We start from the raw sequence: 12,553 nt of genomic DNA, 5'->3' as shown, positions 1-12,553 counted from the left end.
ACACAAACAACATGACAGCACGTATCATCGATGGCAAACAGCTGGCCGAAAAACTCAAGCTGCAAATGGTCCCGCACCTGGCCCGTCTCAAAGAACAGAGCATCGTCCCTTCCCTTACGGTTATTCTGGTTGGTGACGATCCCGCTTCGCAGGTGTATGTCAATCACAAAGCCAACACTTTTAAAAAACTCGGCCTGATTTCTTCGGTTGAAACCTATCCGGCCCAGATGACCGAAGCCGAGCTGCTGGACCGCATCAGGACACTCAATAATGATGCATCGGTCAATGGCATTCTGGTTCAGTTGCCTCTGCCACCGCATTTCAATGCTGATACCGTGATCGAAGCGATCTCGCCGGCCAAGGATGTCGATGGCTTTCATGTCAGCAACGCCGGAGCACTAATGATCGGCAAGCCCACCTTCATTCCCTGCACGCCGTACGGGATCATGAAAATGCTGGAAGACGAACAGGTAACCATTCGCGGCGCCGAAGCCGTCGTGGTGGGCGCCAGCAATATCGTTGGCAAGCCAATGGCATTGTTGTTGCAAAAGGCCGGCGCGACCGTCACCATATGCAATTCGAAAACCCGCGATTTGGGCGCCCAGACCCGACGCGCCGATATCCTGGTGGTCGCTACCGGCAAACCGGAAATGATCACGGGCGATATGATCAAACCCGGCGCGGTTGTTATTGACGTCGGCATCAATCGCGGCCAGGACGGCAAGCTAAAGGGCGATGTGCAGTTTGAAAGCGCACGGCAAGTGGCCGCTGCCATCACTCCCGTGCCCGGTGGCGTAGGCCCCATGACAATTGTCATGTTGCTCCTCAACACCGTACACGCAGCCGAACAACAGAATCTGAAACAGAAAGCTTAACTATGACGCAAACTCAGGTTGTCCAGACCATCGCCACAACCGGCAATCCACTGCTCGCTCCCATTTCCGATCTGATCGACTACGCCGCGATCAAACCGGAACATATTGCGCCTGCCATCGAGCTGCTTCTGGCTGAAACGCGCCAGGGAATCGAAGCCCTGGTCAGCACTAACACACAGCCAGGCTGGGATAATTTCATTGAACCCATGGAGGCGTTGTCCAGCCGCCTGTGGCGTGCCTGGTCGGTGGCCGGACACCTGAACGCAGTCATCAATACCGCGACGCTGCGTGAGGCCTACAACAGCATGTTGCCGGTCATTACTGAGTTTTCAACCTGGATTGGCCTGAACCGGGATCTGTTCGAGCGCTATCTTGCCGTTTCCCAGAGTGCCCAATTCGCTGAATACACCCCCACTCGCAAGCGCATCATTGAACTGGCCTTGCGCGATTTCCGATTAAGCGGCGTTGAACTGGAAGGTGAAAAAAGGCAACGTTACGCGCAACTGAACGAAGATATTGCCCTGACCTCGCAGAAGTTTTCCGAGAATGCGCTTGACGCCATGGACAATTGGCACTATCAGGTCCATGACGCCGCCATGCTCGAAGGCCTGCCACAAGACGTCATTGACGCCGCAGCCCAGGCCGCTAGCGAGGCCGCCACCCAATCGACCGAGGCCGACGACGCCGCAGGATCCGATAGTACTGACAACGCCCTCCAGCCTGCGCAAGCGGGATGGCGCTTTACCCTGAAAATGCCGTCGTATCTGCCGGTCATGCAGTATGCAAAAAGCGCTACCTTGCGTGAAGCACTCTATCGCGGCTACGCCACACTGGCTTCGGAACTGGGTGAACCGCAATACGATAACTCGCCTGTCATTGAAAAACTGCTCGACTTGCGGCTGGAAGATGCACATCTGCTGGGCTTTGCCAACTTCGCACAAATGCGCCTGCAAACCCGGATGGCCCAGTCGGCAGATCAGGTCATTGCATTCTTGCGTGATCTGGCGGCAAAGGCGCGCCCTTTTGCCCAGCGGGACGTTACCACCTTGCGCGAATTCGCGGCCTCGGAACTGGGTATGACCGCCCTGGAACCCTGGGACTACACCTACGTTTCGGAACAATTGCGCCAGGCCCGATACGCCTACTCGGATGAAGAAGTTCGGCAATATCTGAGCGAAGCAAACGTCATGAAGGGGCTGTTCGGTGTCATCAAAACGCTATTCGGTATAGATCTGGTGCCCTTCGAGGCCCCGGTGTGGCATAGCGACGTGCGTGTTTTTGAAGTACAGGAACAGGGGCGCGTCATTGGGCATCTGTACACTGACCTGTATGCCCGCAAGGGAAAACAAAGCGGCGCGTGGGTTGACAGCGAGCGCAGCAGGCACGTCACCGGTACGCTCAGCATCATGCCGGTTGTTTATCTTAACTGCAATTTCTCGCGTCCCCAGGGGAACAAGCCTGCGCTGCTGACCCACGACGATGTCATTACCCTGTTTCATGAAACCGGGCATGCCTTGCATGCGCTACTGTCAAAAGTAGACGAACCTGCAGCCTCGCCTTTTGCCAGCGTCGAGTGGGACGCAATCGAACTGCCCTCCCAGTTCATGGAAAATTTTGTCTGGGAATGGCCAGTCATGCGCAGTATGGCCATGCATTGGGAAACGGGCAAACAAATGGATCGCGATTTGTTCGAACGCCTCCTTTCGGCTCGCAACTTCCAAAGCGGCATGCAAATGGTGCGCCAGATCGAATTCTCTTTATTCGATATGCTGATCCACACTCGCACAGAGCCGACTACGATCGACGCGGTGATGCAGATCCTCAATCAGGTTCGCCAGGAAGTGGCCGTCATTATGCCGCCTTCATGGAACCGATTTGCGCACAACTTTTCCCATCTGTTTGCCGGTGGCTATGGCGCAGGCTATTACAGCTACAAGTGGGCCGAAGTCTTGTCGGCCGATGCCTATAGTCTCTTTGAAGAGCACGCCGACGGCGATCGGGGAACTTTGAATCCGCAAATCGGTCAATTGTTCAAAGAGCAGATTCTGGCTGTGGGCGGATCACGTCCCGCTGCAGAATCATTTGAAGCTTTTCGCGGTCGCGGCCCTTCGCCCGAAGCCCTGCTGCGCCACAGCGGGCTTGTGGCCGACGCCGCAGCCTGACTTTTTAATGGAAGTATCATGCGTTTTTGCCTTTCCCTGATGCTGGCCCTGGCCACACCTTTTGTGTTGCATACTGCTGTTGCCCAGGGCATCCCCGATGTTCCCGGTGCGACACAAACCCAGCGTCCGACAACCATCTATCCAATAGCCAATCACTTGCCTGATCTGTCGTTCTCGCTCAATGCAAGCGAAGGTAAGACCCTGACCGAACAAGCGGTAAAAGGCAAGGTCGTGATGCTGTTTTTCGGCTACGCAAGCTGCCCTGACATCTGCCCCACAACCATGGCGCAGTTATCCGAAGTGATGCAGCAACTCGGGCCCAAGGCCAAAGAGGCGCAAATCCTGTTCATCAGTGTTGACCCGCACCGCGATACGCCTGAAGTGCTGCAGGCCTATGTCAATGCATTCAATAATGGCGCGATCGGGCTGACCGGCAGCGAGCAGCAGATTGCCTCTGTCGCGCGCCGTTACCGGGTTGCCTACCAGATCAGCAAGCCCAAGGATGCCAGCAATCCGCAGGCATACGAAGTGATGCACGGCCGCGGCATTTATATTTTTGATAAAGACGGTCGCGCCCGTTATCTGGCCTCTGACAGCGAAACACCGGAACAGGTGACAGAGAAAATCCGCACCCTGCTCTGAAAGCCCAATGCAGCTGGCTCGTACGGCCTGCATTGTGCCAAAGCGCAGCAATTCAGACCGCAGTGATGCACGGGCGACCTGCGCAACGAGTGATACCCGGCAACAACTCACGCATTTTGGTAAACTGGCACTTACCTGTAATCAAATTGACCTGGGAAAGCTATGATCACATTACACCATCTGGAAGCCTCACGTTCGTTCCGCATCATCTGGCTGCTGGAAGAGCTTGAGCTGAGCTACCAGATTGAGCGTCACGAGCGTCATCCGGAAACCATGCGAGCGCAAAGTTCCTTAAAGGCCGTACACCCATTGGGTAAAGCGCCTGTGCTGTGCGACAACGGCTTCACCCTGATCGAATCCGGCGCCATTATCGAGTATCTGCTTAACCGCTACGACACTCGCGGATTGCGTCCACCTATCAGTTCCGAAGACTACTTGCGTTATTCGCAATGGATGCATTTTGCCGAAGGCTCGCTCATGCCGCCCGCCTTGCTTACGCTGGTGCTCAACAAAATGGCCAATGCCGGGTACCTTTTTTTGCACGCTCCATTGTGAAGAAAACAGTCAACAGCACACTCGAGGGCTTTGTCATCCCCGATTTGAACGTCAAGCTCGATTTCCTGGACACTGAACTGGGCAATACAGGCTGGTTCTGTGGCAGCCACTTTAGCGCCGCCGACATCCAGATGGGATTTGCGCTACAGGTACTGCATGGTCGTGGCCTTGTCGGCGACAACCTGCTCAACATCAAGGCATTTCTGGAAGCCATTCGCCTGCGCCCGGCCTATCAGCGTGCAAAAGAAAAGGCAGGCTTGCTCACGCTGTCTCTGCCTGGAAAAAATGAACCACAGGAACCCACGGTGGCACCGCCTGTAGATGCAGCCAACGCATCGGCCTCTACCGACGCAAGCCGATAGCCGTCGTGTTATAGGTTGTTGCGCAACGCCGCTAGATCAATGGTCACTGACTCAAGACCATGAGCCAATGACCAGACAGACTTAGTGTCCCAGATAGGCTTTGCGCACGTCATCATTCACCAGCAGATTGGCGCCCGTGTCGGCCAGTACAACACTGCCCGTTTCAAGTACGTATCCGCGGTCGGCCACTTTCAACGCCTTGTTCGCGTTCTGCTCCACCAGAAAGACCGTCACACCCTGCTCGCGGATGGTCTGGATAATTTCGAAAATCTGCGCAATAATCAGCGGCGCAAGGCCAAGCGTGGGCTCATCCAGCAGCAGCAGGCGTGGCTTGCTCATCAACGCCCGGCCAATGGCCAGCATCTGCTGCTCTCCGCCCGACATGGTGCCAGAACGTTGCGAAGCTCGCTCTTTCAAGCGGGGAAACAATCCGAACACATGATCAATCCCCTGCTCTATCTGCTCACGCGGCAGGAAAAAACCGCCCATTTTCAAATTATCCAGCACGGTCAGGTCTGGAAAGACACGACGCCCTTCCGGTGACACTGCGATACCCCGGCGCATGATCAATGATGTTGGTTCTGCGGTAATATCCTGATCCAGAAACCGGATCGTACCTGAGGAGGCCCTGGGTTGCCGCAGACGGTCATCAGCAAGGTTGTTTTACCCGCTCCGTTGGCGCCAATCAGTGTGACGATTTCCCCTTCATTGACTTCAATAGAGACGGAATTGAGCGCTGGATAGCGCCATAGTGCGTACTTACATTGTCCAGTTTCAGCATATTATTCTTCTCCCAGGTACGCCTTGATGACCCGTGGATCAGCACGTACGACTTCAGGTGCGCCGGTTACGATCGGCTTGCCATGCTCCATGACCAGGATCCTGTCGGATATACCCATGATCAGGCTCATGTCATGCTCAATCAGCAAGACAGACAGGTCAAATTCGTGCCGCAGGCGATCGATCAGGCCCGACAGATCCTTCTTCTCTTGTGGATTGAGCCCTGCTGCAGGTTCGTCCAGCAGCAGCAAGGTCGGCTTGGTAATCATGCAGCGGGCAATTTCCAGCCGGCGTTGATGGCCGTATGCCAGGGTACCGGCTTCGCGATTCGCATATTCGCGAATGCCCATGAAATCAAGCCAAAACAGTGCTGCCTCCAGCGTCTTGCGCTCGGCTCGACGGTACGATGGTAAATTGAGCAGGCCGGCCAGAAAGTTAGACTCGTGCTGTGTATGCTGCGCCACCAAAAGATTCTCCAGGGCCGTCAGCGTCTTGAACAGGCGCACGTTTTGAAATGTCCGCACCACTCCGCGCTGGGCAACCTTGTGACTGGGTAAACCGGTAAGCGCCTTGCCGTGCAGATCAACACTACCTTCTGTCGGTTTGTAAAACCCACTGATGCAGTTAAAAACTGTGGTCTTGCCGGCTCCGTTGGGGCCGATAATGGCAAAAACCTCGTTTTTTTGCACTTGCAGGCTGACCGAATCGACAGCCAGCAGACCGCCAAAACGCATTTTAAGGGATTCGACACGCAGGACTACATCGCTCATTTTCCAATCTCCACGTGATGACGTTTGACCGGCAGCAGACCTTGCGGGCGCCAGATCATCATCAGCACCATTACCAGGCCAAATATCAACATCCGATATTCAGCAAACTGACGCGCCAGTTCTGGCAGGACGGTTAATGCGATGGCGGCCAGGATTACGCCAATCTGCGAGCCCATGCCACCAAGCACGACAATGGACAGGATCAGTGCTGACTCAATAAACGTAAACGACTCGGGATTGACCAGGCCTTGTCGCGCGGCAAAAAAGGCGCCGCCAAAGCCGGCAAACATGGCGCCCAGGGTGAAGGCCGATAATTTGATTTTTGTGGGATTCATCCCCAGGGAGCGACAAGCGATCTCGTCTTCGCGCAATGCTTCCCAGGCCCGACCGACAGGCATGCGGATCAGTCTGGCGGATATAACAAATGTAATAACTGCAAGCACCAGCGCCATCAGATAAAGATAAATCACTACGTCTACCGTTTCGAACTTCCAGCCCATCAAGTCATGAAAGGTCTGTTCGCCTTCGGGTGCACGACGGGCCATCTCATAGCCGAAGACCGAAGGCTTGGGAATACCCGAAATACCGTCGGGACCACCGGTCAGGCTGGTCAGATTGGTGAGCAACAGGCGGATAATTTCACCAAACCCCAGCGTGACGATAGCCAGATAGTCGCCACGCAGACGCAGTACCGGAAACCCCAGGACAAAGCCAAAGAGCGCGGCAAACAGCCCGGACAGGGGCAGCGCTTCCCAGAACCCCCAGCCTGCCCAGTGATATAACAATGCGTAGGTATAAGCGCCAACAGCATAGAACCCGACAAACCCCAGGTCCAGCAACCCCGCAAAGCCAACCACGATATTCAGTCCCAGGCCCAGCATGATGTAAATTAGTACCAGCGTGGCAATATCAATCTGGCCACGGTCACCAAAAAAGGGCCAGACAACGGCGATAACCAGCATCAAGGCAAACAAGCCGAACATGGTCTTCTGACCAAGAACAGCATGTTTGTCCGAACGCAGCTTTTTGGCCGGCGCTGTCTTGCTGCCTTTGAAAACCAGTGGCTTGACCAGTTGCACGACAAATACGATTGCCATGCCTATTAAAACGATGCTCCAGTCAGGCACAATCGCCATGCTGATGCCCTGGCGAACCAGGCCCAGCCCGAAAATGGGCGTCAGAAGAATACCGGCCACCAGCGTAGCAATAACGGCGTTTTTCAGATTCTGCGTCATACTTTTTCCACCTCCGGTTTACCCAGCAACCCAGTCGGTCTGAATAACAGGATCAGCACCAGCAAGCCAAAAGCCACAATATCCTTGTATTCCGAACCAATGTAGGCGGCAGCCATGGTTTCCGCTACCCCCAGCAACAGGCCACCCAGAATGCGCGCGGTACACTGCCGATGCCGCCAAGCACCGCAGCTGTAAATGCCTTGATACCGGCAATGAAGCCAATGAACGGATTCAGTTTGCCTATGGTCAATGCGATCAGTACGCCACCGACTGCAGCCAGCACGGCGCCCAGAATGAACGTGAACGAAATGACACGGTTAGTGTCAATACCCAGCAGGCTGGCCATACGCATATCCTGGGAACAGGCACGAGACGCACGCCCCATGCGGGAGTGGCGAATGAAAAGTGTCAGTGCGATCATCAACGCAAACACCACGCCCATGATCATCAGCCGGGAATAGGTCAGCGTAATGGCAAAATCACCACCCAGGCTGAACTGGAACGATCCGGCCAGCAGATTGGGAACCGCCATATCGCGCGAACCCTGCCCGATCGCGACCCAGTTCTGCAGAAAAATGGACATACCGATGGCGGAGATCAATGCCACCAGTCGCGGGCTGCCACGCAGCGGCCGATAGGCAATCTTCTCGACCGCATAACCGTAAAAACCGGTAACAACGGCCGAGATCAACAGCATGGCGATAATTACCAGCGGTATCGGAATCCCATGATTAATACCCAGTGCCGAGAGCGTCACCAGCCCCACATAGGCGCCAATCATATAGATTTCGCCGTGGGCAAAGTTAATCATGCCGATAATGCCATACACCATGGTGTAACCGATGGCGATCAGTGCATAGATCGCACCCAGCGACATGCCGTTGATCAGTTGTTGAATGAATTGAGGTAGAAATTCCTGCATAATGTGCTCCCCGTGCCGTCCTCACCCCGCTGCAAACAGGTCTGAAATGAGTGAGTGGCGGTCCCGATGCTCTTATTGGATTAGTCGTTTCTGATGAAACAAGCGTAACGGTTAACCCTTACGCTCGTCTGGCTCCCTTATGCTGCGTTTATTGCCGTTACGCCTGGACACTGCGTGGGCGACCAAGATTCCACATCAGGACCCGGAACGGTGCCAGCAGCATCGCATTGATGATCAATTTGATGCCCACATCGCCCGTGGCCAGCGTCACCCAGGGTACATCGGTGCCAGCAAAGGCCACACCGAAAAACAGGAAAGTGTCGATAATAGCTGCCAGCCAGCCTGCGATGAACGGCGCCTTCCACCAGGATTTGTCGCGCAGCCTGTCAAACACCAGGATATCGAGCAACTGCGCCGTGAGAAATGCCACGCCGGAGGCGATCGCGATGCGCGAGTCAGCCACGGCATAGGAAGCCAGCACGGCAAAGATAAACCCGATAGACACCACACGGCGGGCTCTTGCGGGGCCGAAGCGCCGGTTCAGCAGATCGGTTACCAGAAAGCAGATGGGATACGTGATGGCACCCCAGGTCAGCCAGGCATTGATATGGAACTGCGGCTGCACCAGAATATTGGACGACACGATGATCAGCCCCATGATGGCAACAGCCAGCAGCGTCTGCTTGATCGTCATTTTTTCAAATCTTGTGGTATTCATGTTATTTCTTTCCTGAATCTTGAGCGGACTGGCCGGCTGCGGCCGACTCCTGTGCCATTTGGGCAGCGCGGTCATTAGCCGCCTGCATGGCCGCCTGTACCAATCCTGCAAAATCGCCTGTGCGAACCGATTCAGCGCGGCAGCCGTGGTGCCGCCTGGCGAGGTGACGTTTTCCCGCAATCGTGCCGGCGGATCCTCAGAGCCGGCGGCAAGCAGGCTTGCGCCCTTGAGCGTGGACAGAGCAAGACGCTGCGCCTGTTCCTGGCTGAGCCCCAGGCTGATGCCGCCGGCAATCAACGATTCAATAAACAGGAAAACATACGCAGGACCACTGCCCGAAAGTGCCGTGACTGCGTCCAACTGCGCTTCATTGTCTACCCAGACCACTTCGCCAATAGAACTGAGCACATCCTGAGCCAGATCCCGGTCCGATGACGGTACGTCAGGCATGGCGTACAGCCCCGTGATGCCCTGACGGATCAGCGCCGGAGTGTTGGGCATGCAGCGAATAAGCCGGGTGGCGCTTGCGGGCTCTGCCTGGTCAAGCCAGCCGGCAAGTGATGTCGTGGTAAGACCGGCGGCAATACTGATTACCAGCGTGTCTTTCTGCAAAAACCGGTGCGACGCATGGATGGCCTGCTGCATGACTTGCGGCTTGACGGCATAAATCCAGACTTTATATTGACTGAGCACCTCGGAAGCGGCGGCTGCGGTGGCTACGCCCTTGCTTTCCCATGCCGAACGCGTCTCCTGGTTCGGGTCCACGACAAGAATATCCTGGGGCTGGCACAAGTTTCCAAGCAGGCCGCCCAACATGGCGCCTGCCATATTTCCGCCGCCAATAAAAGCGATAGTAAGTGAATTTTTCATGGTCAGGGATTGTACTCTGCTAATGCCCGACCGCACATCAGAAAATACGCTGAGTCAGACAAAAAGACAAGCAAACGGGTGATTTTACTGGACTTTCACGACAAACGCCGGCACCACGGACGGGTTAGGGATAGTCACTATTCTGTCACAAACAAGTCATACTATAATGCCGTTTATCACGTTCCCGTTTTGCATCGGGACATCCCTTTCCCCCGGAGAATCCAACCATGCGCTATACGATCCGTACTTTGTCCCTGGCCAGTGCCATGTCTTTTGCCAGCTTCAGCGCCCTAGCAGCTACCGATGTTACCTTCTGGCATTCCATGGAAGGGCCACTGGGTGAGCGGGTCAGCGACATTGTCAAAGATTTCAACGCTTCCCAGAAAGACTATGTCGTCAAGGCGACCTACAAAGGCAATTACGGGGAGTCCATGAACGCGGGGATCGCTGCTTACCGTGCGGGACAATCGCCAGATATCATCCAGGTGTTTGAAGTGGGCACGGCCACCATGATGTACTCCAAGGGCGCCATCGAACCCGTACAGGAAATGGCACAGAAAGCCGGCAATCCGCTGGATCCGAAAGCCTTCGTGCCTGGCATTGCCGGCTACTATTCCGATACCAGCGGCAAACTGGTTTCCATGCCTTTCAATAGTTCAACGCCGGTGATGTTCTATAACAAAGACCTGTTTGAGAAAGCCGGCCTGGATCCGGAACAGGGACCCAAAACCTACGCAGATATCGAAGCCTTTGCCAAAAAACTCAAGGCAGCCGGGGTCGAATGTGGTTACACCACATCATGGCCGGCCTGGGTGCTGATCGAAAACTTCGCCGCCCTGCATAACGTTCCCTACGCATCCAAAGACAATGGCTTCGGCGGTCTGGACGCCCGGGTCGAGTTGCAATCGGACGCATTCCTGAAGCACTTTGAATTTCTGAGCAAGATGTCCAAGGAAGGCACCTTCACCTACGGTGGTCGCGGCGATGCTGCCAACGCCCTCTTTATCTCCGGCAAATGCGGTATGTTTACCGGATCCAGTGCACGCGGGCCAACATCCTGAAAAACGGCAAATTCAAATTCGGCGTTGCCAAGCTGCCCTATTACAGCGACATCAAGGGCGCGCCTCAAAATAGCGTGATCGGCGGCGCTTCGCTGTGGGTATTCTCCAAGAAGTCTCCTGAAGTCTACAAAGGCGTAACTGCTTTCTTTCACCACCTGACTAAACCTGAAGTTGCTGCCAAATGGCACCAGGACACCGGTTATGTGCCGGTAGTCAAAGCCGCTTACGAAGCTACCAAAGCTTCCGGTTACTATGACAAGAACCCTGGTACCGATGTCCCGTTCCAGCAATTGAATGTGGAGACAACCGCACAATCTCGCGGTGTCCGTCTGGGCTTTTTGCCACAAATCCGTGATATCGAGGAAGGCGTCATGGAATCAATGTTCGGCGGCAAAGTGTCTATCAAGGATGGGGCTGCCGACATGGAAAAACGAGCCAATGAATTGCTGGTCCGTTTTGAAAACGGCAATAAGTAAAGTAGTCTGAACGTTCAGGCAGCGAGGGTACAGTATTATTTCCCTCGCTGTTTTTGTTTTATCGCAATCATCATTTATCTCATTCAAATGCTGCCGGCCTTGCCGGCACAATGGCAACTGCATTACAGTCTTCGGATTGAACAGACCTGCTTTCCCGGCCATTGACGTCCTGCGCGTCCGCCTGTCGCCATATATCCGGGTTGCGTCATTTTTCCCGGATATTGCATCGGAACACTCTCATGGAAAAACGCGTTGTTTTCAACCATAAACTGCTGCCTTATCTGCTTCTGGCACCGCAGTTGCTCATTACCGTTATATTTTTCTTCCTGCCCGCCGGTCAGGCTATCTGGCAATCGTTTTTTATCGAATCGGCTTTCGGCGGTGATCAACAGTTTGTTGGCCTGGACAATTACACCAGCCTGTTTAGCAACAGTACTTATTATTCCTCGTTCTGGGTAACACTGCTGTTTTCCGGACTGGTCGCCATCATCGGTCTGGCGGTCTCGCTCTTGCTGGCGGTGATGGCCAATCGTGTAGTACGCGCAGCCGGTGCCTACAAAACCCTGCTGATCTGGCCCTATGCCGTTGCACCGGCCGTCGTAGGTGTGCTGTGGGCATTCCTGTTCTCCCCCGCTGTGGGCACGCTGGCAGTGTATATGGCCAATCTTGGCATTAGCTGGAATCCGCGCTTAAATTCGACCGACGCCATGACGCTGGTTGTTATCGCTGCCGTATGGAAACAGATCTCCTACAATTTTCTGTTTTTCCTTGCCGGCCTGCAGTCCATTCCCACCTCGTTGCTGGAAGCGGCAGCCATCGATGGCGCGAGCCCGTTCCGGCGCTTTCGCACCATTGTGTTTCCTTTATTATCACCCACCACGTTTTTCCTGCTGGTCATCAATATCGTCTACGCCTTTTTTGAAACGTTCGCGATTATCGATACGACGACCCAGGGCGGCCCTGGCACGTCTACCAACATACTGGTTTACAACGTCTATAAGACTGCATTCAAGTCATTCGATTACGGCTCCTCCGGCGCGCAGTCGGTCATATTGATGATGATTGTGATTGCGCTGACGATCATCCAGTTCCGCTATGTCGACCGTAAAGTCCAGTACTAAGGAA

9 protein-coding genes and 4 pseudogenes are annotated in these 12,553 nt (G+C 54.7%); 7 read left to right on the top strand and 6 right to left on the bottom strand.

The annotated features are described in order from the left end of the window. Positions 1-11 precede the first annotated feature (11 nt). From folD to TKWG_RS24795, 5 genes are all read left to right on the top strand, one after another. Positions 12-875 (top strand): bifunctional methylenetetrahydrofolate dehydrogenase/methenyltetrahydrofolate cyclohydrolase FolD, encoded by an 864-nt coding sequence (folD, locus tag TKWG_RS09315; RefSeq protein WP_014750590.1) that lies wholly within the window; start codon positions 12-14, stop codon positions 873-875. A gap of 2 nt (positions 876-877) precedes the next feature. Then, a complete protein-coding gene (locus TKWG_RS09310) occupies positions 878-3,037 on the top strand; it encodes a M3 family metallopeptidase (protein WP_014750589.1) in 2,160 nt (719 codons plus the stop codon). A gap of 18 nt (positions 3,038-3,055) precedes the next feature. Continuing rightward, complete coding sequence (locus TKWG_RS09305) at positions 3,056-3,679, top strand: SCO family protein (RefSeq protein WP_014750588.1); 624 nt, start codon at positions 3,056-3,058, stop codon at positions 3,677-3,679. A gap of 162 nt (positions 3,680-3,841) precedes the next feature. Continuing rightward, positions 3,842-4,234, top strand: coding sequence for a glutathione S-transferase (locus TKWG_RS24800; protein ID WP_238534349.1), 393 nt, complete (start codon positions 3,842-3,844; stop codon positions 4,232-4,234). Next, positions 4,231-4,596, top strand: coding sequence for a glutathione binding-like protein (locus tag TKWG_RS24795; RefSeq protein WP_238534348.1), 366 nt, complete (start codon positions 4,231-4,233; stop codon positions 4,594-4,596). The genes TKWG_RS24800 and TKWG_RS24795 overlap by 4 nt, the downstream gene beginning before the upstream one ends. Before the next feature lie 81 nt (positions 4,597-4,677). Here the strand turns inward: TKWG_RS24795 and TKWG_RS09295 are convergent. The 6 genes and pseudogenes from TKWG_RS09295 to proC all read right to left on the bottom strand — a co-directional run bounded on the left by TKWG_RS09295 (position 4,678) and on the right by proC (position 9,891). Then, positions 4,678-5,377 (bottom strand): annotated as a pseudogene (locus TKWG_RS09295) (ABC transporter ATP-binding protein). A 1-nt stretch (position 5,378) separates the two neighbouring features. Then, on the bottom strand, positions 5,379-6,146 hold the full coding sequence (gene livG, locus TKWG_RS09290; RefSeq protein WP_014750586.1) for a high-affinity branched-chain amino acid ABC transporter ATP-binding protein LivG: 768 nt from the start codon (positions 6,144-6,146) through the stop codon (positions 5,379-5,381). Then, entirely contained in the window at positions 6,143-7,381 is a 1,239-nt protein-coding gene (gene livM, locus TKWG_RS09285; RefSeq protein WP_014750585.1) for a high-affinity branched-chain amino acid ABC transporter permease LivM, read from the bottom strand. The genes livG and livM overlap by 4 nt, the downstream gene beginning before the upstream one ends. Then, positions 7,378-8,303, bottom strand: a pseudogene (gene livH, locus TKWG_RS09280) (high-affinity branched-chain amino acid ABC transporter permease LivH). Before livH ends, livM begins: the two are co-directional and overlap by 4 nt. 157 nt (positions 8,304-8,460) lie before the next feature. Next, entirely contained in the window at positions 8,461-9,021 is a 561-nt protein-coding gene (locus TKWG_RS09275; protein WP_238534347.1) for a queuosine precursor transporter, read from the bottom strand. Between the two features lies 1 nt (position 9,022). Then, positions 9,023-9,891: pseudogene (gene proC / locus TKWG_RS09270) on the bottom strand (pyrroline-5-carboxylate reductase). Positions 9,892-10,118: 227 nt separating this feature from the next. Here proC and ugpB point away from each other — a divergent pair. Next, positions 10,119-11,428, top strand: a pseudogene (gene ugpB, locus TKWG_RS09265) (sn-glycerol-3-phosphate ABC transporter substrate-binding protein UgpB). Positions 11,429-11,667: 239 nt separating this feature from the next. Beyond that, positions 11,668-12,549, top strand: coding sequence for a sn-glycerol-3-phosphate ABC transporter permease UgpA (gene ugpA, locus TKWG_RS09260; protein WP_014750581.1), 882 nt, complete (start codon positions 11,668-11,670; stop codon positions 12,547-12,549). The last annotated feature ends 4 nt before the right edge of the window (positions 12,550-12,553 follow it).

The sequence above is a fragment of the Advenella kashmirensis WT001 genome, assembly GCF_000219915.2.
Taxonomy (GTDB): domain Bacteria; phylum Pseudomonadota; class Gammaproteobacteria; order Burkholderiales; family Burkholderiaceae_B; genus Advenella; species Advenella kashmirensis.
This window is presented reverse-complemented; position numbering and strand designations above follow the sequence as displayed.